Consider the following 23983-nt stretch of genomic DNA (forward strand, 5'->3'; position numbering starts at 1 on the left):
GCAAGCATGGCTTTTCCCGGGCTGAAGTACGCTTCATCTGGTTTGCTTGCCGCACTACGTGCCGGCTCCCGCCTTGGGCGCCGCACGGGCAAGAAAGACAAAAAACTCTCTACGCCACCGTCCGTCGCCGCGCAAGAAGCGGCGGACGCAACCGCCTCGCCGGTTGCTTCGCTGGCGCCGCTGACCGAAATCATCGGCAGCTATCTCGACAAGAAAGATGTAGAGCGCGTGCGCGAAGCCTATCGCTTCGCGGACCAGGCGCACCTGGGCCAGTTCCGCGCCAGCGGTTCGCCCTACATCTCGCATCCCATCGCCGTCACTGAAATCTGCGCAGGCTGGAAGCTCGACGTCAACGCGTTGTCGGCCGCCCTGCTGCACGACGTGATGGAAGACCAAGGCATCGCCAAGCACGAACTGGCCGAGAGATTCGGCCCTGAAGTCGCCGAACTGGTCGACGGCCTGTCCAAGCTGGACCGGCTGGATTTCGCCACCAAGGCCGAACAGCAAGCCGAAAGCTTCCGCAAGATGCTGCTGGCGATGGCGCGCGACGTGCGCGTCATCCTCATCAAGCTGGCCGACCGCCTGCACAACATGCGCACGCTGGACGCGGTCAATCCGGAAAAGCGCCGGCGCATCGCCCGCGAAACGCTGGACATCTACGCGCCCATCGCCCATCGCCTGGGCCTGAACCTGCTGTTCCGCGAACTGCAGGACTTGTGTTTCGCGGCCATGTACCCGAACCGCTACCAGGTGCTGTACAAGGCCGTGCTGGCCGCGCGCGGCAACCGCCGCGAAGTCATCACGAAGATCGCCGATTCCGTCCGGGCCTCGCTGCCCGCCGCCGGCATCGAAGCCGAAGTCACCGGCCGCGAGAAAACGCTTTATGGCATCTATCGCAAGATGGTCGACCAGAAAAAGTCGTTTTCGGACGTGCTGGACATCTACGGCTTCCGCGTCATCGTCCATACGCTGCCCGAGTGCTATCTGGCGCTGGGCACGCTGCATCAGCTGTATCGCCCGGTGCCCGGCAAGTTCAAGGACTACATCGCCATCCCGAAGGTGAACGGCTACCAGTCCCTGCACACGACGCTGGTCGGCCCGTACGGCACGCCGGTGGAGTTCCAGTTCCGCACGCGCGACATGCATCATGTGGCCGAAGAAGGCGTCGCGTCGCACTGGCTCTACAAGGGCGCCGACCTGACCCTGAACGACCTGCAGAAGCGCACGCACCAGTGGCTGCAATCGCTGCTGGACATCCAGAGCCAGACGGGCGATTCCGGCGAATTCCTGGAACACGTCAAGGTCGACCTGTTCCCGGACGCCGTGTACGTGTTCACGCCGCGCGGCAAGATCATTTCCCTGCCCCGGGGCGCCACGCCGGTCGACTTCGCCTACGCGATCCACACCGACATCGGCAACCAGGCGGTGGCGGCCAAGGTCAACGGCGAATTCGTGCCGTTGCGCACCGAACTCAACAGCGGCGACACGGTGGAAATCGTGACGTCGCCGGCCTCGCGCCCCAACGCGCAATGGCTCAACTACGTGCGCACGGGCCGCGCGCGCTCCGAAATCCGCCACTACCTCCGTACCGTGAAGTACGAAGAATCGGTGGCCTTCGGCGAACGCCTGCTCAGCCAGGCGCTGCAAGAACTGCACATGCCTATGCCGGCGACCGACGATCCGGCCTGGCAGAAGCTGGCGCGCAGCACCGGCGCCAGTTCGCGCGAAGAGATCCTGGCCGACATCGGTTTGGGCAAGCGCCTGGCCGCCGTGGTCGCGCGCCGCTTCGCGCCCGAACACCAACTGGTCGCCACCACCGCCGCCGCGGTGGACGAACTGACATCGGCGCGCAGCGCCCCCATCCTGATTCAGGGCAACGAAGGCCAGGCCGTGCAATTGGCGCCGTGCTGCGGCCCGCTGCCCGGCGACCCGATCGTGGCAGGCATGCGCATGGGCCATGGGCTGGTGGTGCATACCGCCGACTGCCCCGTGGCCACGCGCCAGCGCCTGCGCGAACCGGAACGCTGGATCAACGTGGGTTGGGACACGCACACGGCCAAGCACCTGGCCACCCGGCTGGACATCGTCACCCGCAATGAACGCGGCGTGCTGGGCCGCCTGGCGGCGGAAGTCACCGCCGCCGACGCGAACATCATGCATGTCACGATGCACGACGACGCGGTGTCCACGGTGTCCTTGCACCTGACGATCCAGGTCGACAGCCGCAAGCACCTGGCCCAGGTCATCCGCGCCATCCGGCACGTGCCGCAGGTGCAGAAGATCGTCCGGGTGAAGGGCTAGCGCCTTCCGCTTGCCCTGTCTTCAGGCGAAAAAAGCCGGCGCATGGCGCCGGCTTTTCTATTTCCGCGTCCGTTCACGCCACGTGCTGCAGGAAATCCTTCAAGCGCTGGCTGGGCGGGTTGCTCAGCAGTTCCGCCGGCGGGCCGTCATGCGCGATCTTGCCGGCGTCGATGAAGATCAGGCGGCTGCCGACCTTGCGCGCGAATTCCATCTCGTGCGTGACGACCACCATCGTCATGCCCTCTTCCGCCAGGTCGCGCATCACCTTCAGCACTTCGTGGCGCAGTTCCGGATCCAGCGCGGACGTGGGTTCGTCGAACAGCATCAGCTTGGGCTTGATCGCCAGCGCGCGGGCAATGGCCACACGCTGCTGCTGGCCGCCGGAAAGCTCCGACGGATAGTGGTTCATGCGCTCGCTCAAACCCACCTTGTCCAGCAGCCCCTGGGCCAGTTCGCGCGCTTCGCCGCGGTCTTGCCCGCGCGTGTGCACCGGCCCGAACATGACGTTCTCAAGCGCAGTCATCTGCGGGAACAGGTTGAACTGCTGGAACACCATGCCGGCCTCGCGGCGGATCTCGCGCACCTGGGCGGCGTCGCCTTTCACGCTCAGCCCGTCGACGAGCAGGTCGCCGCCGTTGATGGTTTCCAGCACGTTGATGCAGCGCAGGAACGTGGACTTGCCCGAGCCCGACGGCCCGACCACCACCACGACCTCGCCCGCATCGATGTTCAGCGAGATGCCGTTCAGCACCATGGATTCGCCGAAGTTCTTGGTGACGTTATGAAATTCAACCATGCTCATAGTATGCGCATCCTCTTTTCCACCAGGTGCAGGCCCAGCGCCATCAAGCCGGTCAGGATCAGGTAGACGATCGCGACGGCCGACCAGATTTCAACGGCGCGGAAGTTGCTGGCCATGATTTCCTGGCCTTGGCGCGTCAGCTCCGCAACGCCGATCACGATGAACAGCGACGAATCCTTCAAACTGATGATGCACTGGTTGCCCAACGGCGGGATCATGCGGCGAAACGCCACCGGCCCGATGATATGGAACAGGATCTTGTGGAACGGCAGACCCATCGCCTGGCCCGCTTCCTTCAGGCCCTTGTGCACGGACAGCAGCGCGCCGCGCACGATTTCGGAAATGTAGGCGCCGGAATTGATGATGAGCGTGACGATGGCCGCCCATTCGGCGTCCACGCGGATGTTGGCCAGCAGCGGCAAGGCGAAGTAGATGAACATCACCTGCACGACGATCGGCGTGCCGCGGATGATCGCCACATAGACCTGCGCGATGGCCGACAGGATCGGATGCCCGTACGCCCGCGTCACGCCCGACAGCGCGCCCAGCAGGAATCCGCCGGCCAGGCCCCAGAACGTGATCTTGACGGTCATCAGCGTACCCTCAAGCAAATTGGGCAGCGCGTCTTGAATTACACCCCAGTCAAACTCCACGATATTCCCCCTATGGCGCCATCTTGCGCCGCATCATGGTGGGACCGCCCGGCGGCGGAAACGGCGCGGGGCCGTCCGCCGGAGCCCGGCGTTCCGGGTTGGAACGTCCGGTGCCTTACCGGCGGGCGGCCCCGATTGCAAAGCGAATCCGCATCGATTACGGCTTCTTGCCGAACCACTTTTCGTAGATGGCGTCGTACTGGCCGTTGGCCTTCAGGGTGGCCAGCGCCTTGTTCACTTGCGGAACCAGTTCGCTGCCCTTGGGGAAGGCGATGCCGTAGAAGTCGCCGCTCTTGACCGAGCCCACCACCTTCACGCGGCCCTTGCCGGCCGTGTTGGCGTAGTACTGGACGTTGGGCGTATCGTGCACGGCGGCATCCACGCGGCCCGTGGCCAGTTCAAGATAGGCGTTGTCGATGTTCGGGAACAGCTTGAGCTTGGCGTCCGGCACCTGCGCTTTCAGGAAGTCCACCGTGGCGGTGCCGGTCTTGACGGCGACGGTCTTGCCGGCCAGGGACTTGGCGTCCTTGATGTCGGTGTTCTTGTCGCCGACCAGGATGGCCAAGCCGCTTTCGTAGTAGGGGTCGGAGAAATCGATGACCTTCTTGCGGTCGTCGCGAATCGTGATACCCGCCAGCGCGGCGTCGATGTTCTTCGTTTGCAGGCCCGGGATGATGCCGTTGAAGTCCATCGGCTGCAGCTTGTACTTCAGGTTGAGTTCCTTGGCGACCGCTGCCCAGAGATCCACGTCGAAGCCCACATAGGTATTACCCTGCTTGAACTCGAACGGCACGAAAGCGGTATCGGTGGCCACCACCAATTCCTTGCCTTGGGCCTGCGCGCCGGAGACGGCGCCGAACATGGCCACGGACAGGCCGACCAAGGCGGCGGCGACTTTACGTTTGATCATGAAACTCTCCTCTTGGGGACCGTCGGCACCCCGGGGTTGTTGTAGGGGCATGATTCCTGGGCTACGCCGGGGTCACCGGTGCAACGTATTGGGGATCTTAACGCATCCGTCCCCACCGGAGAGAGCTTAGAAAAATTACAATCCCCATGACACCCGGAGAATCCCCATGCCCTACAAATATGTACGCATTGCCGGAAATCGGCGCCAGATCGGTCAGGCGCTGGGCAAGCTCGCCCGCCCGATCATGCCGGCGTATTTGAGCCAAAGCAGCACCTGGGAAGCCCTGCGTCCCTGGCGCGGCCACGCCTATGTGGCCGAGCTTGGGCAACAGGCCCGGGCGGCGCTGCCGGAGGTCTGGGAAGAGCTTGAAGGACTGGCCGACGGCCTGCGCATGCCGGTCGAAGACGTGCTGCTGTGGAATTGCCGCGGCGACTTGCTGCACAGCACCGGGGACGGCTGCACCTCGGTCGCCCTGAAGGCGGCGGACGGCACGCGCTGGATCGGCCACAACGAAGACGGCGACCCCTATCTGTATGGCCGCTGCCACCTGGTGGACGTCGCGCTGGACGACGCGCCCGGCTATCTCAGCTTCTACTACCCCGGCTCCCTGCCCGGGCATACCTTCGGCGCCAACCGCGCCGGCCTGGTGCAGACCATCAACAACCTGCGCACGCGCCAGCGGCATGCCGGCGTGCCGCGCATGTTCCTGGCGCGCGCGGTGCTGGACTGCACCACGCTGGACCAGGCGACCGATCTGCTGCGCGACCTGCCGCGTTCCGGCGGGTTCCACCACACGTTGGGCAGCGCCTCGGACCCGCGCCTGATCAGCGTCGAGGCCACGCCCGGCGCGGTTTCCATCCTGGACGTCGGCACGCGCTACGGCCACGCCAACCACATGGTGCACCGGGAGACCCGGGGCCAGCCGCAAGTCGTCACCGAATCATCGCGGGAAAGGCAGAACCGCATCGAAGGGATCGTGGACGGGTGGTCGCCGGACACCCGCGGCGCGGACGTGTTGACAGCCCTGCACGACACGCTGGGCGCCCTGCCCATCCTGCGCACGGACGCGAACGACCCCGACGGCGAGAACACGCTGGCCACCGCCATATTTGAAATCCGGGAAGAGGACGTCGCGCTGCGCGTGTACGACCGCAGGAGCAAGGCGGACATCGCCCTGGACGTGATGTCCGATCCCGATTGAGCGGGACCGGACACCGCCGGCCGCCTTACGGCGTGCCGTAACCGCCGCCGCCCGGCGTTTCCACGACGAACACGTCGCCCGGATGCAGCTGGGCGCTATCTTGGGGCCCGAGCTCCTGGATGGAACCGTCCAGTCGTTCGATCGTGTTGCGGCCCATCGCCCCCGGCTGACCGCCTGCCAGGCCGAACGGCGCGAACCGGCGGTTGTTGGACAGGATGGCCGCGGTCATGTCTTCCAGGAATCGGATGCGGCGCACGCCGCCTTCGCCGCCCGGATAGCGGCCTGCGCCCCCCGAGCCGTGGCGGATCTCATAGGACTCCAGACGCACAGGAAAACGGAACTCCAGCACTTCGGGATCCGTCAGGCGCGAATTGGTCATGTGCGCCTGCACGACGGAGGTACCCGCGAAGCCCTCGTCATGCGGCCCCGCGGCGTCGATGCGTACCGGCCCGGCGCCGGTGCCGCCCGAGATGGTCTCGTAGTACTGGTGGCGCGCATTGCCGAACGTGAAGTTGTTCATCGTGCCCTGGCTGGCGGCCAGCACGCCCAGCGCGCCGTACAGCGCGTTGACGATGCACATGGACGTCTCGACGTTGCCCGCCACCACCGAGGCCGGCGGATTCGGGCGCAGCATCGACCCTTCCGGCACGATGATCGACAGCGGGACGAGGCAGCCGTCGTTCAGCGGGATGTCGTCGTCGACCATGGTGCGGAACACGTACAGCACCGCCGCCACGGCGATCGCCCCGGGTGCGTTGAAGTTGTTGTCCAGCTGCGGCGATGTGCCGGTGAAGTCCACCACGGCGCTGCGCGCCGCGGTGTCCACCTTGACCGCCACGCGGATCACCGCGCCGTTGTCCAGCGGGTACTCGTAGCTGCCGTCCTTCAGCACCGAAATCACGCGGCGCACGGCCTCTTCAGCGTTGTCCTGAACGTGGCCCATATAGGCGCGCACGACGTCCAGGCCGAAGTGATCGCACATGCGCAGCAGCTCTTGCACGCCCTTCTCGTTGGCCGCGATCTGCGCGTGCATGTCGGCGATGTTCTGGTCCGGGTTGCGCGCGGGCCAGGGGCCGGAGCCCAGGATGTCGCGCGCGGCCTGGTCACGGAACTCGCCGTTCTTCACCAGTTGGAAATTGGTGAACAGCACGCCCTCGTCTTCCACCGTCTTTGAATCGGGGGGCATCGAGCCCGGCGTGGTGCCGCCGATGTCGGCGTGGTGGCCGCGCGACCCCACATAGAACAGGATCTGGCGTCCGTCGTGATCGAACACGGGCGTGATGACCGTGACGTCCGGCAAGTGCGTGCCGCCGTGGTACGGATCGTTCACCACGTACGCGTCGCCCGGCATCATGCGGCCGGCGTTCGCGTTCATAACGGTGCGCACCGATTCGCCCATCGACCCCAAGTGCACCGGCATGTGCGGCGCATTGGCGATCAGGCGGGCCTGCGCGTCGAAAATGGCGCAGGAGAAATCCAGGCGTTCTTTGATGTTGACCGAATACGCCGTGTTCTGCAGCCGGTAGCCCATCTGCTCGGCGATCGACATGAACAGATTGTTGAACACCTCCAGCATGACCGGGTCGGCCTGCGTGCCGACCACGCGGCGTTCCTTGCGGACTTCCACGCGGCGGATCACGAAGTGGTCCTGCAACGTCAGTTCAGCCTGCCAGCCGGGTTCGACCACGGTGGTCTGATTGGGTTCGGAGATGATGGCGGGCCCGGCCACCACGTCGCCGCCGGCCATGTCTTCGCGCACGTACAAGGGGGTGTCGCGCCAGGCGCCTGCGCTGTACATGGCGACCACGCGGCGCGGCGCCAGCGCGCCTTCGCGGGTGCGCGACACCGCCGCTTCGCCGACCCGTTCGCCGCCGCCCGTGGCTTCCACCGAAATGGTTTCGACCACCAGTTCGCGGTTGGGCATCAGGAAGGAATAGCGCTGGCGGTACGCGGCTTCGAAATCGCTGCGCGCCTGATCCAGGTCCGAGAACGCCACTTCCAGCGCCGTGTCGGTGCCGCGGTACTTCAGATGCAGGCGCCGCTGCACGCTGATGTCGCCGTCCGGCACGTGCTGGCGCCGCAGCTCGCCCACCGCTTGCGCGGCCAGCTCGTCCAACTCATCTTGCAACTGGCCCATCAGGCCGGCATCCAGCACCTTCTCGACCGTCTTCTGGCGCATGTCCGTCTGGTCGGCCAGCCCCATGCCGTAGGCCGACAGCACGCCACCCAGCGGGTGCGCGAAGACCGTCGTCATGCCCAGGGCATCCGCCACCAGGCAGGCATGCTGACCGCCCGCGCCACCGAACACGGTCAGCGCGTATTCCGTGACGTCGTGGCCGCGCTGCACCGAAATGCGCTTGATGGCTTCGGCCATGTTGCCCACGGCGATCTCGAGAAAGCCCTCGGCCAATTGCTCGGGCGTCATCTCGCGGCCGGTCGCGGCGCGCACCTCGTCCGACATCGCGGTGAAGCGCTGGACCACGGCGTCGCGGTCCAGCGACTCGTTGGCGGCAGGGCCGAAAACCTTGGGGAAGAAGTCCGGCTGGATCTTGCCCAACAGCACGTTGCAGTCGGTCACGGCCAGCGGGCCGCCCCGGCGATAGCAGGCGGGCCCGGGATTGGCGCCCGCGGAATCGGGGCCGACGCGCAAGCGTGCGCCGTCAAAATGCAGGATCGATCCGCCGCCGGCCGCCACCGTGTGGATGCTCATCATCGGCGCGCGCATGCGCACGCCCGCGACCTGGGTTTCGAATTCGCGCTCGAACTCGCCCGCATAGTGGGACACGTCGGTGGACGTACCGCCCATGTCGAAGCCGATCACCTTCGGGAAACCGGCAATTTCGCTGGTGCGGACCATGCCGACGATGCCGCCGGCGGGCCCGGACAGGATGGCGTCCTTGCCGCGGAAGCGGTGCGCGTCGGTCAGGCCGCCGCTCGATTGCATGAACATGAGGCGGATGCCCGGCAATTCGCCGGCCACCTGGTCCACGTAGCGTTTCAGGATCGGGGACAGGTACGCGTCGACCACCGTGGTGTCCCCGCGCGAGACGAACTTGATCAGCGGGCTGACCTCGTGCGAGGCCGACACCTGCGTAAAGCCGATTTCGCGGGCGATGCGGGCGGCGCGCTGCTCGTGCGAGGTCGCGTGCCAGGCGTGCATGAACACGATGGCGACCGCGCGGATGCCGCTGTCGTAGGCGGCTTGCATGCTCTGGCGCAGGTTCGCCTCGTCCAGATCGCGGATCACCTCGCCGTCGGCCGCTACGCGCTCGTCGGCTTCGACAACCGATTCGTACAGCATTTCCGGCAGCATCACGTTGCGGTCGAACAGCCGCGGCCGGTTCTGATAGGCAATGCGCAGCCCGTCGCGGAAGCCCCGGGTCGTGACCAGCAAGGTGCGCTCGCCCTTGCGTTCCAGCAAGGCGTTGGTCGCGACGGTGGTGCCCATCTTCACGCATTCGACCTGCTCGACCGGCACCGGCTGGCCGGGCGCGACGCCCAGCAGCTTGCGGATGCCGGCCACGGCCGCGTCGCGGTACTGCTCGGGATTCTCCGACAGCATCTTCGCGGTGGTGGTGGTGCCATCGGGGCGCCGGGCCACGATGTCGGTAAAGGTGCCCCCACGATCAATCCAGAATTGCCACTTCTTCATACAAGTCCTTGAAAACGAACGGCCGCGGCGCGTACCGCCGCGGTCGGAGTGCAGGTGACGGGACATGCCCGGACGGGAATCAGAGAGAGGTTGCCGCCCGGGCCGCCTGGTCGTACAGGCCGGACAGCGAGCGCAAGGCGTGCGCAAGCTGCCGGCTGAATTCCAGCCCGCCTCCGCCCGGCCCATCCAGGCCGGCGGTCAGGCATTGCTCGCGGATCTCGCCGTAGCGCTTGAGGATGGCCGCGCCCTCGGGCGTGACGCAGTAGAAAACTTCCTTGCTGCTGCGTTCGCCTTGCACCACGCCCAGGCGCTCCAGCTTCTTCAACGCGTAGCTGACGATGTGCGTATCTTCGACGTTGAGCGTGAAGCAGATGTCGGCCAGCTTCTTGGGGCGCTGCCGGTGGTAGACATGGTGAAAAACCATGACGTCGGTCGGCGTCAGCTCGGGCAGGCCGGCGGCGGCCATGCAGCGTACCGTCCACCGGTCGAAGGCATGGCTGGCGATCATCAGCCCGAACTCGACTTCGGACAGGTCAGGCGCGCTGCCGCCGGCCAGATGGGACGACGACGCGATCAGGGAAGAGCTCATGGAAGGCGCAAGCCAAGTTTGCTTGAGCGAAATACTAATAATTTATGGATATTTCATCCATAAAAAATAACCATCAGACCGCAGGAAATCCCCATTTCAAGGGAAATCCCCTAGCGCTTGAGACGCAAATCCCGGAATCAGGGGGCCGACCAGCCCATCGGCAGATTGGCGCGGATCAGCCAGCCCGCGATCGAAATGCGGGGCGCGATGTCGGGCATGACGTCGCCGGGACCGAACCAGCGGGCGTCCGCGATCTCGTCTTCCTGCACCCGGATGTCGCCCGACACGTAGTCGGCCGTGAAGGCGACCATCAGCGAATGCGGGAACGGCCAGGGCTGGCTGCCGAAATACTGCAGATTGCCGACTTTCAGGCCGACCTCTTCGAAGACTTCGCGGTGCACGGTCTGTTCGATGCTCTCGCCCGGCTCGACGAAACCGGCCAGGGCCGTATAGCGGGACGTGGCCGTGGTGGTATGGCGCGCCAGCAGGATGCTGTCGCCCTTGCGGATCAACACCATCATTGCAGGCGAAATGCGCGGATAGGCCGAAAAGCCACAGGACGGGCATCGCAGGCAGAATTCGTGCGCGACGCGTTCGGCCGGCGTGCCGCAGACGCCGCAGAACCGATGGGTGCGCGCCCACTCGGCGATCTGGTAGGCCCGGCCCGCCAGCGCCATGCGCTCGTCATCCAGCACCCCGAACAAGGACCGCAGCTTTTTGAAGACATAGCCCTCGGGGGCTTCCAGCGCCGGATCGACATGGACGGTGCGATACGGGGACGCCGGCGTGATCCACACCGGCTGCAAGGCGCCGGGCGCCAGACCGATGCGTTCACACAGCGCCGCATCCGGCAACACGCTGGACGTCTCTTCGACCAGCAACTCATCACGGCGGAACACGAAATTCACACGGGCCTCTGCACTACGTTTTCGATCCTGCAATCTTAGAAGAAAAAACGGTGCCTGGATGCCCGACCAAGCCGCTTCGCCAAAAGATTCAACCTTCAACGATCCCGCGGGCGCCAGCCTAGGATTAACCCGTAAAACCCCTTTTTTTGTGCGCGTTGTTGCCGCGCAGCACCATAGAATGGCACGGCTTTCAGGCCGCGCCGCGACGGCGCGGCCGTCTCTTTCGCAATGCCTATCGGGCACAACCCGTCTTCACCATTCGCAAAGAAGGACCACTCATGTACAAGAAAATCTCGCTGCTGGCTGGCAGCATCATCCTGGCGTTCAGCGCGGGCGCACAGGCGCAAACGAAGTGGGACCTGCCCAGCGCCTACCCGGCCAGCAACTTCCACGTTGAAAACCTGACCACGTTCATCAAGGACGTCGACACGCTGTCGCAAGGCAAGCTGAAGATCCAGCTGCACAATAACGCGTCGCTGTATAAGGCCCCGGAAATCAAGCGCGCCGTGCAAGGCAACCAGGCGCAGATCGGCGAAATCCTGCTGACCAACTTCGCCAACGAAGACCCGATCTACGAACTGGACGGCCTGCCCTTCCTGGCCACCGGCTACGAAGCCTCGTTCAAGCTGTACCAGGCGCAGAAGCCGTTCCTGGAAAAGAAGCTGGCCTCTCAGGGCATGACCCTGCTGTACGCCGTGGCATGGCCGCCCCAGGGCATTTTCGCCAACCGCGACATCAAGCAGATCAACGACATGAAGGGCCTGAAGTGGCGCGCCTACAGCCCGGTCACGGCCAAGATCGCCGAACTGGTCGGCGCGCAACCGGTCACGGTGCAGCAAGCCGAACTGGCGCAGGCGCTGGCCACCGGCGTGATCGATTCGTACATGTCGTCCGCCTCCACCGGCTACGACACCAAGACCTACGAATACATCAAGAAGTTCTACGACACGCAGGCCTGGCTGCCCAAGAACGCCATCATCGTGAACAAGAAGGCATTTGAAGCGCTGGATCCGGCCACGCAGGACGCCTTGAAGAAGGCCGGCGCGCAAGCCGAGGAACGCGGCTGGAAGCTGTCGCAGGAAAAGAACAAGTGGTACCAGGAAGAACTGGCCAAGAACGGCATGGAAACCATCAAGCCCACGGTGGAGCTGAAGGAAGGCCTGTCCGTGATCGGCAAGCGCATGCTGGAAGACTGGCTGAAGAAGGCGGGTGCCGACGGCCAAGCCATGATCGACGCCTATAAGAAGCAGTGATATCTCCATGCGCCGCTTTCTAGATGGTCTTTACGGCACGGCCGGCCTGTTGGCCGGCTTGTGCACGATCGGCGTGCTGGTGTCGGTGCTGGCGGCGATCATCGCCCGCCAGCTCAGCTTCAACATCCCGGGCACCGACGCCTACGCCGGCTACTTCATGGCGGCGGCGGGCTTCCTGGCGCTGGCCAGCACGTTCAAGCACGGCGAACACATCCGCGTGACGCTGCTGCTGAACTCGCTGTCGCCCGCGCGCAGCCGCCGCCTGGATATTTTCGCGCTGGCGGTGGGTTGCCTGCTGGCCGCCGCCTTCGCGTTCTTCAGCGTCAAGCTGACCTACGACTCCTGGCAGTTCAACGACATCTCCACGTCCAACGACGCCACCCCGCTCTGGATCCCGCAGATCACCATGGCGGTGGGCACGATCTTGTTCCTGGTCGCCCTTCTTGACGAGCTTGTCCGCCGTTCACGCGGCCTGGCCGCCGCTTCTTCGCAGCAAACCCATGAATGAACTTCTTGTCATTACCCTATTGGTCGTCTCGATCTTCGTGCTGCTGGGCTGCGGGGTCTGGGTCGGCCTGACGCTGGCGGGCACGGCCTGGATCGGGATGGAGATCTTCTCCAGCCGGCCGGCAGGCGACGCCATGGCCGTCACCATCTGGGGCGCGTCTTCCAGCTGGACGCTGACTGCCCTGCCGCTGTTCCTGTGGATGGGCGAAATCCTGTTCCGCACCCGGTTGTCCGAGGATCTGTTCAAGGGCCTGGCCCCGTGGCTGAACCGGCTGCCCGGGCGGCTGCTGCACACCAACGTGATCGGCTGCGCCATTTTCGCCGCCGTGTCGGGATCGTCGGCCGCCACCTGCGCCACCGTCGGCAAGATGACCATCCCCGAGCTGACCCGCCGCGGCTACCCCGAGGACAAGATCCTGGGCACGCTGTCGGGCGCCGGCACGCTGGGCCTGCTGATTCCGCCTTCGATCATCATGATCGTGTACGGCGTGGCGGCGGACGTCTCCATCGCCAAGCTGTTCATCGCCGGCATCTTCCCGGGCGCTCTGCTGGCCCTGCTGTTCATGGGCTACATCGCCTGGTGGGCGATCCGCAACCCCAGCCAGGTTCCCGCTGCCGATCCCGGTCTGACGTTCATGCAGAAGCTGTCGCGTTCGCGCCATCTGATCCCCGTGATGCTGTTGATCGGCGCGGTGCTGGGCTCCATCTATTCGGGCATCGCCACGGCCACGGAAGCGGCCGCGGTGGGCGTGGTGGGGGCATTGTTCCTGTCGGCGCTGCAGGGCTCGTTGACGCGCGCCACCTTCAAGCAATCGCTGTTGGGCGCAACCCGCCTGTACTGCATGATTGCGCTGATCCTGGCGGGCGCGCAGTTCCTGACCCTGGCGATGGGCTACATCGGCCTGCCGCGCGCGCTGGCTGAATGGATCGGCGGATTGGGCCTGTCGCAGTTCGGCCTGATCATGGCGCTGATGGTGTTCTTCATCGTGCTGGGCTGCTTCCTCGATGGCATTTCGATCGTGGTATTGACCATGGGCGTGCTGCTGCCGACCGTGCAAGCCGCCGGGATCGACCTGATCTGGTTCGGCATCTTCATCGTTTTCGTGGTGGAAATGGCACAGATCACGCCACCCGTGGGCTTCAACCTTTTCGTGCTGTCGGGCATGAGCGGGCGGGAATTGCCCTATATCGCACGGGCGTCGCTGCCGATGTTCTTCCTGATGATCGTGGCGGTGCTGCTGCTGTATCTGGTGCCCGGCATCGCGACATGGCTGCCTCTGCACATGACGCTGTAATGCGTCCTGCCCCCTCGAAACCCCGTTCCACGAACGGGGTTTTTTTTGGGACAATCCGGCGATTGTTCCAATCGTCGTCCGTTTTTGATTTCTGTAAACCAGGGAAAACGCCGAAATGAAAATGCCCCTACACAACCGGTAACTTTTTTAGAATCCCCTGGCGCTTACACGTTGCACCAATGTGGCGCAGTCGTACCTTTCGGGCCAACGCTCCGGACCCGCGCTTACCCAAAGCGTCGGTGCCGCGGCCCGGCGTCAGACGATCCGCCCGGCGCAACACACCCGGCCACAAGCCCGGTGCAATCAAAAAACAGCTACACAGGAGGAGTCCTCAGTGAAACGCATCACCCTATCCCTCGCCCTCGCGGGCCTTGGCCTGGCCGCCGGCTCGGCTTCGGCTGAAACCAGCGTCACCCTGTACGGCATCGCCGACGTCAGCATCCGCTACCTGAACACCAGCGCCGGCAGCGTCGGTCAGGAAGGCAGCCGCGTCTCGATGGAGAACGGCGCCATTTCCAACAGCCGCTGGGGCCTGCGCGGCTCGGAAGACCTGGGCAATGGCAACCGTGCCTTCTTCCGCCTGGAAAACGGCTTCAACATGCAGAACGGCAACTCGGCCGCCTCCGGCAAGACGTTCGGCCGCCTGGCCTATGTGGGCCTTGACGGCGGCAACATCGGCCAATTGACCCTGGGTCTGCAGAACACGCCGATGCACGATCTGCTGGCCGACTACTTCGACCCGTTGACCATCGGCAACTACGACCAGAACGCCTGGATGCCCGCCGCCATGGGCCGCGTGCGCACCAACAACATGACCAAGTACGCCAACACGATCGGCGACCTGTCCCTGGCGTTGTCGTGGGCCAACGGCGAAAGCTGGGAAGACCACAAGGCCGGCCAGCAGTATGGCGCCAGCCTGCGCTACATGGTTGGCCAACTGGGCCTGGGCGCTGCCTACCAGCAGACCTATGACGGTGCCAACTCCGATCTGCGCCAGCGCGTCTGGAACTTGAACGCGTCCTACCAGTTCGACGGCGCCAAGATCTTCGCCGGCTACTACAACGGCCGCGACGAAACGGGTTGGGTCAACGCCGTCATGGGCGGCACCACCACCGCTTCCGGCCTGGACCGCAAGGACAACGGCTACTTCGCCGGCGTGACCTGGCAGGCCACGCCGCGTTGGGCCATCACCGGCGCCGGCTACTACGACCAAAGCAAGAACGTGGTCACGGACGGCGACAAGGGCAAGCGTTACGCGTTGGTCGCGGTCGCCGAATACTCGCTGTCCAAGCGCTCGCAAGTCTACGGCACCGTGGACTGGAACAAGGTCAGCGATGCCGCCAGCGGCGAAATCGCCGGCAAGAGCAATCAGGTCGGCGCAGCGGTCGGTTTCCGCCACATTTTCTAAAATCCGCCCGCTTGCAGGCCTCTCCGGGGCCGCAAGAAAAAGCCCATCGTTTTTGCGATGGGCTTTTTATTTACAGCATCGCCATGCGGCTGTTGACGAGGTCTGTCACCAGCATATGCCCGGGGGCATGCGTGATGCAGAACTCGGGCCGCACAGAAGCGACCACGGACTGGGGCGTCACGCCGCACGCCCAGAAAACCGGCATTTCGCCGGGCCGGATCTCGACCGCGTCGCCGTAGTCCGGCCGATCGATATCCGTGATGCCGATCAGCGACGGGTCTCCGATATGCACGGGCGCGCCATGCACGGACGGGAAGCGCGAGGTCACCTGGATGGCGCGGATCGCATCCGCGGCCTTCAACGGCCGCATCGAGACCACCAGCGGACCGCCGAACACGCCGGCGGGATGGGTCGCGATGCTTGTGCGGTACATCGGCACATTGCAGCCCTGCTCGATGTGGCGCACGGGCAGGCCGTTGTCCAGCATCGCCTCTTCGAACGAAAACGAGCAGCCGATCAGGAACGACACCAGGTCGTCGCGCCAGTATTCGCGCACGTCCGTGGGTTCGTCGACCAGCTCCCCGTCCTTCCAGACCCGATAGCGCGGAATATCGGTACGGATATCGATGTCTTCACCCAGTTCGGGCAATGCCGGGTTGCCGGGTTCGGACATCGCCAGCAACGGGCACGGCTTGGGATTGCGTTGGCAGAAGTGCAGGAACTCGGCCGCCAGCGCGCGCGGCAGAATCGCCAGATTCGCCTGCACATGCCCTGGGGCCAGGTTGGCGGTCGGTCCGGTCAGCTTCCCGCTGCGCGCCGCCAGGCGCGCCTGGCGGGCTAGCTCGACACTGTTGCGTACTACATCGACGGACGCCATGGTGATCCTCTTGTGGCAGGGGTGAATGACCAGCCGCTCAGCGGCCGGCCAGCAGGTCTTCGACCGACAGGCCGATCGCCAGGATGCGGCGGTCGGCGCCGTTGCTGCCCGCGATCATCAGGCCGACCGGCGCTGTGCCCTCGGCATGGCACGGCAGCGACAATGCGCAGCCGTCCAGGAAGTTGATCAGCGTGGGGTTGCGCAGGATCAGGCCGTTGGCCGCGTAGTAGGCCTCGTCGGATGCCGCCAGGTCAGCCACGGCGGGCGCCACGATGGGCGTCGTCGGCATGATCAGGGCGTCGTAGCCGGCGATACGGTGGTCGACCGCCGCCACCCAGGCTTCGCGGGCGTCCAGCAGGTCCAGGTAGTCGGCGGCGGACATGTCCTGCCCGCGCATGATGCGCGACACGACGCGCGGGTCGTAGCGCTTGCCGGCGCGGGCGATCAGGTCGCGATGCCAGGCCCAGGCTTCGGCGGCGGTGAAGCCGCCCTTGCTGTTGATGGCGCCCAGTTCGGCGAATTCGGGGATGGCGATCTCATCGACCAGCGCGCCCGCTTCCTCAAGGCGCGCCACGGTGGCGGCGAACGTGTCGGCGACATGCTTTTCCATGGCGTCCAGCGCGAGCGTCGTCGGCACCGCCAGGCGCAGGCCGCGCAACGGCAGCGCGTCGGGCACCGGAGCGCCGTCGCCGGACAGGATGGCGTCCAGCTCGGCGCAGCAGCGCACGCTGGCGGCGATGGGGCCGATGGAGTCCAGGTTGGCCGACAGCGGCAGCACGCCCGTCATCGACACGCGCCAGGCGCTGGGCTTGAAGCCGGTCAGGCCGCACAACGCGGCCGGAATGCGCACGGAACCGCCCGTGTCCGACCCGATGCCGGCAACCGCCATGCCGTCGGCCACGGACACGGCGGCGCCCGACGACGAACCGCCGGGAATGCGGCCGGTCTTGCGGTCGTACGGGTTCAGCGGCGTGCCGTAATGCGGGTTGATGCCCAGGCCCGAATACGCGAATTCGGTCATGTTGGTGCGGCCGATGATGACGGCGCCGGCCGCGATCAGGCGCTGGACGACTTCGGCGTTCTCTTCGGCCGCAGGTTCGCCTTCGCGCGATACCGAGCCTGCCATCGTGGTTTCGCCTTCGATGTCGAACAGGTCCTTGATGCTGATGGGCAAGCCTTCCACCGCCGACCGGACGATACCGGCGGCACGCAGCGTATCGGATGCGCGCGCCTGGGCCAGCGCCGATTCGGCGTACAGCTTGGTGAACACGCGGGCGCCCTCGCCTGCCTCGTCCCGGGCGCGCGCCAGGGCGGCTTCGGTCAGCTGCACAGCGGTGGTGCGGCCCTCGCTCAGGGCCAAGGTCAGTTCATTCAAAGTCGAAGCCATCATTGTCCTCGTGCCGTCTTGCGGCGTAAAAGTGCGGACAGGCGCAACCCGTGAAGGCGCGCCTGGCGATCAAGGCCTTGCGATACCGGAATCAGGCCACCACAGGCAGCGATTCCACATGATAGCGGTGGCTCAACGTGCGCTGGCGGCGCGGATCGAAGAGTTCCATGGTGAAGTCCGCGGCGGCGCGGATGCCGCCGATCGCGCCCACCGTGCCGCAGGTCATGCCGGCGCCTTGCGGCAGCACGGCCGCGCCGCCGGTGTAGCCGGCGATCAGGTCTTGCGGCGTGCGCAGCGTGGACAGCGGGCCTTCCTGGTACAGCACCTTTTCACCGTTCTCGACGATGTAGGAACGGATGACGAGTTCATCCCAGTATTCCGCCACGTCGGCCAGGCGCCAGGCGGTGGCCGCCACGGGCTTCACGCAGACTTGCTTGGACATGGCCACGCTGACCGTCTCCAGCTTGCGGTCGGTATGGTCGGAGGCGATGCTGACGTACATCTCGCCGTCCACGGCGAACACGAAGGTCTCGACTTCGCCCGAGGATTCTTCACCCACGGCCTGCACGCGCTCGGCCTGCGTCAGCTGGTTGTCGGCGATGCGGTAGTACAGCGGCACGCTGGTCGGGCGCGGCACGCCGATCGCGGCCAGTTCTTCGATGTGATGCTCGATGGCGGCCATGTCGCGTCCGGCCCAGCCGGCCACGATCAGGGTGTTGAAGTCCACTTCCACTTGGCGGGGATTGGCGTCGTCGATGTTGAATACAGCTTTCATGTCAGTCCTGCGGAATCAAAGGGTGGGAACGGGGCGGCCCTGGGCGGGCCGCCGCCGGTACGGATAAGGAATCAGCCGAAGGCGCGCGGCAGCCACAGCGCCAGGTCCGGCCAGAACGCCAGCAAGGCCAGCATCACGAACATGGCGGCGACGAACGGCAGGCTGCCGATGATGACCGCGCTCATGGAACCGGCCTTGCGCAGGCTTTGCACCACGAACAGATTCAGCCCGACAGGCGGCGTGATCAGCGCGGCCTCGACCAGGATGATGATCACGATGCCCAGCCAGATCGGGTCGTAGCCCAGCGCGATCATGATGGGCGCGACGATCGGGATCGTCGTGATCATCATGGACAGCGTTTCCATGAAGCAGCCCAGCACCAGGTAGAAGATCACCACGATCAGCAGCATCCAGCCGGGCGACAGGCCCAGGCCGGTGATCGACTTGGTCAGCGCGTCGGTCAGGCCGGTGGCCGACATGACGAAGTTCAGGAAGCTGGCCGCGACGACGATCAGCATGATCATCGCCGTGGAGCGCATCGTGCCTTCCAGCACTTCGCGCAGCATCGACCACGTCAGCCGGCGGAACCAGGCCGCCAGGATGAAGGCGCCCAGCACGCCCAGCGCGGCGGCTTCCGTCGGCGTGGCCAGGCCCGCATAAATGGAACCCACCACCAGGAAGAAGATGCCCATGGGCGGCGCCAGGTGCACCAGGCTGGCGAAACGCTGGCCCCAGGTGGCGTGGATCTTCTTGCCGCCCCACGACGGCTTGGCCACGCAGGCGATCACGACCGTCAGCATGAACAAGGCGGCCATCGCGAAGCCGGGGATGATGCCGGCCAGGTACAGCTTGGGCACCGACGAATTCGTCAGCACGCCATAGATGACCAGGTTGATGGACGGCGGGATCAGGATCCCCAGCGTGCCCCCGGCGGCCAGGCTGCCCAGGAACAGCGGTTCGTTGTAGCCGTACTTGCGGATCTGCGGAATGGCGACGGTACCCACGGTGGCCGCGGTGGCCACGCTGGAGCCGGAGGTGGCCGAAAACAAGGTGGATGCGCCGATGTTGGCGTGCATCAGCCCGCCCGGCAGCCACGACAGCCACAGGCTCATCGCGCCGTACATGCGTTCGGCGAACCCTGCGCGCAGCAGCACTTCGCCCAGCATGATGAACAGCGGGATCGCCACCAGCAGGAACTCGTTGTTCGAACTCCAGGAGATTTCGCCGATGGCGCGCGACAGCGGCAGCATCGAGAACAGCGGATCCAGGATCAGGCCCAGCACGCCAAGCGCCGCGCCCACCGGGATGGACAGGCCGATCAGCACCAGCAATAAGGTCAATGCGGTGGAAATCATGCGGCCTCTCCCTTCACCATGCGCTCGCCCGCGGCGGCTTCTTCGTCAGCTTCTTCCTGCGCCGAACGCACGCCGCAGATCTGCTTGACCAGTTCGATGTCGCCCGTGACCAGCGCGGCGGAGGCGCGCGCCAGCATCAGGGCGACCGTGATGCACATCCAGGCCAGGCCCAGCAGCCACAGGCCCTGCGGAATCCACAACGGCGTGGCCAGCGGCGTGTTGGCCGCGGATTTCTGCGCCCATGAGGTCTGCACCACGTCGTAGGCGTAGTACGTCAGGAACACCATGAAGACGGCCATCGCCACCATGGAGATCCAGTCCAGCACGGCGGACAGCCGCACCGGCAGATATTGGTAGAGCACGTCGACGCGCACGTTGGCGCGCTGCAGCGTGGCGAACGCCAGCGCCCACGACGTGCTGATGGCGAAGGCGTAGCTGGACAGTTCGTCCGCGCCGCCTGTCGTGAAGCCCAGGAATTTGCGCGCCAGGACGTCAAAGGAGATCAGCAGCACGCTGGCCACCGTCAAGGCGCCGCCGGCCCATACTGCGACGCGCGAAAAGCTCTCGGCGCGCCGCAACAGGCCGCCCAGCAGGCGGAAATGTTCGGTTCGGGTCATGGATGAAACCTCTACGGGCGAAGCCCGGTATCACAAGCCGGAAACCGCGCCGCCGCCTTGCGCGGCGGCGCGGAACGGCAATTACTTGCTGGCGGTCAGGCCCAGCGTCTTGCCGATGGTGGCGTTGAAGTCCTTGACGCACTGCGCCGAGCAACGCGCGGCCCACTTGGGCAGCACGGCTTCCTGGGCCACCTTCTTCAGCAACGCGCGATCGGCGTCGGAGGGTTCGACCAGGACCATCTTGCCCTTGACCGGGAACGGGCACGCGGCGGCGCCGGTATTGCAGTCATAGCCTTCTTGCGTCTGGCGCGCGGCACCTTCCCAGATGTTGTCGACCAGCGTCTTCACGTTGGCTTGCAGGAACGTGCGCACGGCGGGGTCCAGCTTGTCCCAGGCCTTCTGGTTGACCGCGTGGATCTGCTGGTTCCAGTTGATCGGCAATGCGACCAGGTGCGTCGACACTTCGTACCACTTGGCCGAGTAGCCCGACAGCGAACCGGTGATGGCGCAATCGACCACCTTGTTCTGCAGCGCCGGGACGACTTCGCCGAAGGCCATCGTGACGCTGGAACCGCCCAGCGCTTCCACGAATTCCGCAGTGGTGCGGCTGCTGGTGCGCACCTTCTTGCCCTTGATGTCCGCCAGGCTCTTGATCTCGGCGTTGCAGAACAGCACTTGCGCCGGATAGGTCGAGATGCCCAGCAGCTTGACGTTGCTGCCTTCGCCGTACAGCTTGGCGTAGACCGGTTCGAATGCGTCGGTGACGGCGCGCGCGGTCTTGACGTCGGGCGCCAGGCCGGCCAGGTCGATCGCTTCGTTGATCGGGTTGTCGCTGGCGAAGTACGACAAGGTGGCGGTGCCGAATTCGATCACGCCCTGCGACATCAGGCGCAGCACCTCGGGACCTTTCAGGCCCATCTCATTGAAGCCCTTGATGTCCGCCGTGATCTGCCCTTTGGACAGCTCGGGAATGGTCTTGGTCCAGAACGGCTTTTCGTAATCGTTGTAGGCGGTCAGGTTGGACAGGCCTCCCACGACCTTCAACTGGGTTTTGGGCAGATCTTGCGCCTGGACGGCGCCGGCCAGCAAGCTGGCAGCGACGGCGGCGAAAACAAGAGACTTCTTCATGGACAAAACTCCTGGCTGGCGGGATGGTCTGTCGCGTGCGGGATCCCGTTACCCTGATCGCACGCGGTTAGGAATTCGGGACTGTGTATCCAGACGTTGCCTATTGGTGTGCCGCCATTGCATCGTCAGGGGCGGCAAGCGTCCAATCGTATGTAGCGATGTGGGGGTATAAATATTTCTTGGGTCTCGCCGGCAAGGCCGCCTGCGATTTCGCCAAATGACAGCCTGGCGCGGCTTTCCGGGCAGTTGGCCACACGGGCGGACACGGCATCCGTGCCGGTTCCGCCACCGGCCACGCACGGCGACCGGGGGAAAACACCTAGGCCGGAATGCCGTCCCCGGCCTGCGCCGCGACCTTCTGCGCCATCTGCGCGATCACTTTGACCGCGTGGCTGTCAGGCCCCTGCACCCAGGTCGCCGTGAAGCTCAGCTCCGGCAGCGGGTCGGCTTCGACGCGCAGGATGCGCAATTCGCCGCGCGCCAATTCCTTGCCCAGGAAGACCGGCGCGATCACGCTGGTGCCGATGGCGTCCTGCGTCATGCGCACCACCATCGACATCGACGCGCTGCCGTACATGCGCGGGGACGACACCCCGGCGCGTGTCAGCATGTCGCGCACGAACCGGTACGGCGCGCTGTTGGACGGGTACGTGATGATCGGCAGCTTGCCGATGCGTTCAAGGGTCAGGGGCTCGGGCCCCAGGTCCAGCGTGGGGCTGGCCACCCATGCAAGCGGATACGTGCACAGCGGCAGGTTTTCGACGCGCGCCTCCAGCACCGGACCCATCAGGAATGCCAGGTCGATCTGCCGCGACATCAGATGCGAGCGCAGCACGTGGGTGGTATCCACTTCGATCTCCAGCACCAGCGCGGGATACGTCGTGTGGATCATTTCGATCAACGTGGGCAGCCAGGTCTGCACGATGGTCTCGGCCACCCCGATGCGCACCGTGCCCGACATGACGTTCTGTTCGCGCGCGGCTTCGAACATGTCGCGCCGCACCTGCAGCATGCGCTCGGCATGCGACAGCAATTCATGGCCCTTGGCCGTCAGTTTGACGCCGCGCGCGTCTCGCTCGAAGAGCCGCACGCCCAGATCGGCCTCCAGCGACGCGATGCGCTGAGACACCGCAGGCTGCGTGGTGTTGAGTTTTTCCGACGCGGCGCGAAAGCTGCCCAGCGTGGCGACCCAGAAAAAAGTTTCGATGTTGCGTAGTTCTATCATTGGCCTGTTCCCCCGGCGGGATGAGCGTATCATGGCAGCCGCCCGTTTCCCCCATTAGGAGCCTCTCCATGCCCCCGGCCGATCCCGGTCGCCCGCAAGCCGCCGCCGCGCCCGCTTCCCGCGGACCGCTGGTCGGGATCCTGCTGCTGGTGCTATCGATGTGGACGCTGTCCTGCCTGGACGCCAGCGGAAAATGGGTGATGAACGCGGGCGTGCCGCTGCTGGTGCTGTCCTGGTTCCGTTATGCCGTGCATCTGGTGCTGGTGCTGGCCCTGGTCTTGCCCACGCGCGGCGTGGGCGTGCTGCGCAGCAAACGCCCGCGCGAACAGCTCATCCGCGGCGGCTCGATGTTCCTGGCCACGCTGATGTTCTTCACCACGCTCAGCTACATCCCGCAGGCCGAGGCCACGGCCATCAATTTCCTGGCGCCCTTGCTCGTGCTGTCGCTGGCGCCCTGGGTATTGAAGGAACCCGCGCGGCTGTCGCGGTTCGTCGCGGCGGGCATCGCCTTCATCGGCGTGATCATCGTCATCCGCCCGGGCGGCGGACTGCACCCGGTGGGCACGGTCTTCGGGCTACTGACGGCCTGTTGCTTCGCGGCCCAGTTCATCGCCACGCGGCGCGTCGCGGGCGACGACCCGTTCACCTCGCTGATCTGGAGCGGCGCGGTCGGCACGGCCTGCCTGACGCTGTCCCTGCCGTTCGTGCTGCCGGCCGCCCTGCCCGTGCTGCAATCGCTGTCCGCGTTCGACTGGTTCCTGCTGATCTCGACCGGCGTCACCGGCGGCGTGGGCCACCTGTTCCAGATCGCCGCCTACCGGCGAGCCCCGGCCTCGACGCTGGCGCCGTTCATCTATCTGCAGATCATCAGCGCCACGTCCGTGGGCTGGCTGGTCTGGGACCATTTCCCTGATCCGCTGACCTGGCTGGGCATCGCGATCATCTGCGCCAGCGGCATCGGCATCGGCCTGGTGGAATGGCGCCGGGGGGCCGCCAACGGCACCGGCCCGGCCAAGGCCGGGGCACGCTGACCGGCAACGGCCCAGCCCGCCCCGCTGCGCGACCGGGCGGGCTCCCGTACAATGCTGGTCGCTTTTTGCGCTTTCGCGCACCGGCCGCGCCGGCATCCGGCATTCCCCC

General features: G+C 65.5%; 20 protein-coding genes. 7 read left to right on the top strand and 13 right to left on the bottom strand.

Annotation, left to right across the window (positions count from 1 at the left end):
* The first annotated feature begins 6 nt into the window (after window positions 1–6).
* Window positions 7–2301: a bifunctional (p)ppGpp synthetase/guanosine-3',5'-bis(diphosphate) 3'-pyrophosphohydrolase gene (locus A9973_RS08130; protein ID WP_183013271.1), complete on the top strand. Its 2295-nt coding sequence runs from the start codon at window positions 7–9 to the stop codon at window positions 2299–2301.
* A 73-nt stretch (window positions 2302–2374) separates the two neighbouring features.
* On the opposite strand, the gene glnQ is transcribed toward A9973_RS08130, so the two are convergent.
* From glnQ to glnH, 3 genes are all read right to left on the bottom strand, one after another.
* A complete protein-coding gene (gene glnQ / locus A9973_RS08135) occupies window positions 2375–3103 on the bottom strand; it encodes a glutamine ABC transporter ATP-binding protein GlnQ (protein WP_183013272.1) in 729 nt (242 codons plus the stop codon).
* Window positions 3100–3756 (bottom strand): glutamine ABC transporter permease GlnP, encoded by a 657-nt coding sequence (glnP, locus tag A9973_RS08140; protein ID WP_183013273.1) that lies wholly within the window; start codon window positions 3754–3756, stop codon window positions 3100–3102. Before glnP ends, glnQ begins: the two co-directional genes overlap by 4 nt.
* Window positions 3757–3913: 157 nt before the next feature.
* Complete coding sequence (gene glnH, locus A9973_RS08145) at window positions 3914–4666, bottom strand: glutamine ABC transporter substrate-binding protein GlnH (protein ID WP_183013274.1); 753 nt, start codon at window positions 4664–4666, stop codon at window positions 3914–3916.
* Window positions 4667–4832: 166 nt separating this feature from the next.
* Here glnH and A9973_RS08150 point away from each other — a divergent pair, with 166 nt between their 5' ends.
* Complete coding sequence (locus tag A9973_RS08150) at window positions 4833–5867, top strand: C45 family peptidase (protein ID WP_183013275.1); 1035 nt, start codon at window positions 4833–4835, stop codon at window positions 5865–5867.
* A 25-nt stretch (window positions 5868–5892) separates the two neighbouring features.
* Here the strand turns inward: A9973_RS08150 and A9973_RS08155 are convergent, their stop codons facing one another.
* The 3 genes from A9973_RS08155 to nudC all read right to left on the bottom strand — a co-directional run bounded on the left by A9973_RS08155 (window position 5893) and on the right by nudC (window position 11016).
* Entirely contained in the window at window positions 5893–9519 is a 3627-nt protein-coding gene (locus tag A9973_RS08155) for a hydantoinase B/oxoprolinase family protein (RefSeq protein WP_183013276.1), read from the bottom strand.
* 79 nt (window positions 9520–9598) lie between these two features.
* On the bottom strand, window positions 9599–10108 hold the full coding sequence (locus A9973_RS08160) for a winged helix DNA-binding protein (RefSeq protein WP_183013277.1): 510 nt from the start codon (window positions 10106–10108) through the stop codon (window positions 9599–9601).
* A gap of 137 nt (window positions 10109–10245) precedes the next feature.
* Entirely contained in the window at window positions 10246–11016 is a 771-nt protein-coding gene (gene nudC, locus A9973_RS08165) for an NAD(+) diphosphatase (RefSeq protein ID WP_183013278.1), read from the bottom strand.
* A 278-nt stretch (window positions 11017–11294) separates the two neighbouring features.
* On the opposite strand from nudC, the gene A9973_RS08170 reads away from it, so the two are divergent.
* The 4 genes from A9973_RS08170 to A9973_RS08185 all read left to right on the top strand — a co-directional run bounded on the left by A9973_RS08170 (window position 11295) and on the right by A9973_RS08185 (window position 15479).
* On the top strand, window positions 11295–12269 hold the full coding sequence (locus A9973_RS08170) for a TRAP transporter substrate-binding protein (RefSeq protein WP_183013279.1): 975 nt from the start codon (window positions 11295–11297) through the stop codon (window positions 12267–12269).
* A 7-nt stretch (window positions 12270–12276) separates the two neighbouring features.
* Window positions 12277–12777: a TRAP transporter small permease gene (locus tag A9973_RS08175; RefSeq protein ID WP_183013280.1), complete on the top strand. Its 501-nt coding sequence runs from the start codon at window positions 12277–12279 to the stop codon at window positions 12775–12777.
* A complete protein-coding gene (locus A9973_RS08180; RefSeq protein ID WP_183013281.1) occupies window positions 12770–14071 on the top strand; it encodes a TRAP transporter large permease in 1302 nt (433 codons plus the stop codon). The genes A9973_RS08175 and A9973_RS08180 overlap by 8 nt, the downstream gene beginning before the upstream one ends.
* Before the next feature lie 334 nt (window positions 14072–14405).
* Window positions 14406–15479 carry a porin gene (locus A9973_RS08185; RefSeq protein ID WP_183013282.1) on the top strand — a complete coding sequence of 358 codons (1074 nt, stop codon included), beginning with the start codon at window positions 14406–14408 and terminating at the stop codon, window positions 15477–15479.
* Between the two features lie 70 nt (window positions 15480–15549).
* Here the strand turns inward: A9973_RS08185 and A9973_RS08190 are convergent, their stop codons facing one another.
* The 7 genes from A9973_RS08190 to A9973_RS08220 all read right to left on the bottom strand — a co-directional run bounded on the left by A9973_RS08190 (window position 15550) and on the right by A9973_RS08220 (window position 22843).
* Window positions 15550–16356, bottom strand: a complete 807-nt coding sequence (locus A9973_RS08190; RefSeq protein ID WP_183013283.1) for a putative hydro-lyase — start codon at window positions 16354–16356, stop codon at window positions 15550–15552.
* Between the two features lie 37 nt (window positions 16357–16393).
* On the bottom strand, window positions 16394–17743 hold the full coding sequence (locus A9973_RS08195) for an amidase (protein ID WP_183013765.1): 1350 nt from the start codon (window positions 17741–17743) through the stop codon (window positions 16394–16396).
* 91 nt (window positions 17744–17834) lie between these two features.
* Window positions 17835–18518, bottom strand: coding sequence for a DUF2848 domain-containing protein (locus A9973_RS08200; protein ID WP_183013284.1), 684 nt, complete (start codon window positions 18516–18518; stop codon window positions 17835–17837).
* Between the two features lie 71 nt (window positions 18519–18589).
* Window positions 18590–19873, bottom strand: a complete 1284-nt coding sequence (locus tag A9973_RS08205; protein WP_183013285.1) for a TRAP transporter large permease — start codon at window positions 19871–19873, stop codon at window positions 18590–18592.
* Window positions 19870–20490, bottom strand: coding sequence for a TRAP transporter small permease subunit (locus A9973_RS08210; protein ID WP_183013286.1), 621 nt, complete (start codon window positions 20488–20490; stop codon window positions 19870–19872). Before A9973_RS08210 ends, A9973_RS08205 begins: the two co-directional genes overlap by 4 nt.
* 81 nt (window positions 20491–20571) lie before the next feature.
* On the bottom strand, window positions 20572–21618 hold the full coding sequence (locus A9973_RS08215; RefSeq protein WP_183013287.1) for a TRAP transporter substrate-binding protein: 1047 nt from the start codon (window positions 21616–21618) through the stop codon (window positions 20572–20574).
* Between the two features lie 319 nt (window positions 21619–21937).
* Window positions 21938–22843 carry a LysR family transcriptional regulator gene (locus A9973_RS08220; RefSeq protein ID WP_183013288.1) on the bottom strand — a complete coding sequence of 302 codons (906 nt, stop codon included), beginning with the start codon at window positions 22841–22843 and terminating at the stop codon, window positions 21938–21940.
* 68 nt (window positions 22844–22911) lie between these two features.
* Here A9973_RS08220 and A9973_RS08225 point away from each other — a divergent pair, with 68 nt between their 5' ends.
* Window positions 22912–23874 carry a DMT family transporter gene (locus A9973_RS08225; protein WP_183013289.1) on the top strand — a complete coding sequence of 321 codons (963 nt, stop codon included), beginning with the start codon at window positions 22912–22914 and terminating at the stop codon, window positions 23872–23874.
* Window positions 23875–23983 lie beyond the last annotated feature (109 nt).

This window comes from Achromobacter sp. UMC46 (assembly GCF_014170335.1).
Taxonomy (GTDB): Bacteria; Pseudomonadota; Gammaproteobacteria; order Burkholderiales; family Burkholderiaceae_B; genus Achromobacter.

What these genes read in the sequence shown, in the direction of transcription:
- A9973_RS08130 (WP_183013271.1), top strand. Translation starts at nt 7, where the DNA reads ATGGCTTTTCCCGGGCTGAAGTACGCTTCATCTGGTTTGCTTGCCGCA.
- glnQ (WP_183013272.1), bottom strand. Translation starts at nt 3,103, where the DNA reads ATGAGCATGGTTGAATTTCATAACGTCACCAAGAACTTCGGCGAATCC.
- glnH (WP_183013274.1), bottom strand. Translation starts at nt 4,666, where the DNA reads ATGATCAAACGTAAAGTCGCCGCCGCCTTGGTCGGCCTGTCCGTGGCC.
- A9973_RS08150 (WP_183013275.1), top strand. Translation starts at nt 4,833, where the DNA reads ATGCCCTACAAATATGTACGCATTGCCGGAAATCGGCGCCAGATCGGT.
- A9973_RS08155 (WP_183013276.1), bottom strand. Translation starts at nt 9,519, where the DNA reads ATGAAGAAGTGGCAATTCTGGATTGATCGTGGGGGCACCTTTACCGAC.
- A9973_RS08160 (WP_183013277.1), bottom strand. Translation starts at nt 10,108, where the DNA reads ATGAGCTCTTCCCTGATCGCGTCGTCGTCCCATCTGGCCGGCGGCAGC.
- A9973_RS08170 (WP_183013279.1), top strand. Translation starts at nt 11,295, where the DNA reads ATGTACAAGAAAATCTCGCTGCTGGCTGGCAGCATCATCCTGGCGTTC.
- A9973_RS08175 (WP_183013280.1), top strand. Translation starts at nt 12,277, where the DNA reads ATGCGCCGCTTTCTAGATGGTCTTTACGGCACGGCCGGCCTGTTGGCC.
- A9973_RS08180 (WP_183013281.1), top strand. Translation starts at nt 12,770, where the DNA reads ATGAATGAACTTCTTGTCATTACCCTATTGGTCGTCTCGATCTTCGTG.
- A9973_RS08190 (WP_183013283.1), bottom strand. Translation starts at nt 16,356, where the DNA reads ATGGCGTCCGTCGATGTAGTACGCAACAGTGTCGAGCTAGCCCGCCAG.
- A9973_RS08195 (WP_183013765.1), bottom strand. Translation starts at nt 17,743, where the DNA reads ATGGCTTCGACTTTGAATGAACTGACCTTGGCCCTGAGCGAGGGCCGC.
- A9973_RS08200 (WP_183013284.1), bottom strand. Translation starts at nt 18,518, where the DNA reads ATGAAAGCTGTATTCAACATCGACGACGCCAATCCCCGCCAAGTGGAA.
- A9973_RS08205 (WP_183013285.1), bottom strand. Translation starts at nt 19,873, where the DNA reads ATGATTTCCACCGCATTGACCTTATTGCTGGTGCTGATCGGCCTGTCC.
- A9973_RS08210 (WP_183013286.1), bottom strand. Translation starts at nt 20,490, where the DNA reads ATGACCCGAACCGAACATTTCCGCCTGCTGGGCGGCCTGTTGCGGCGC.
- A9973_RS08215 (WP_183013287.1), bottom strand. Translation starts at nt 21,618, where the DNA reads ATGAAGAAGTCTCTTGTTTTCGCCGCCGTCGCTGCCAGCTTGCTGGCC.
- A9973_RS08220 (WP_183013288.1), bottom strand. Translation starts at nt 22,843, where the DNA reads ATGATAGAACTACGCAACATCGAAACTTTTTTCTGGGTCGCCACGCTG.
- A9973_RS08225 (WP_183013289.1), top strand. Translation starts at nt 22,912, where the DNA reads ATGCCCCCGGCCGATCCCGGTCGCCCGCAAGCCGCCGCCGCGCCCGCT.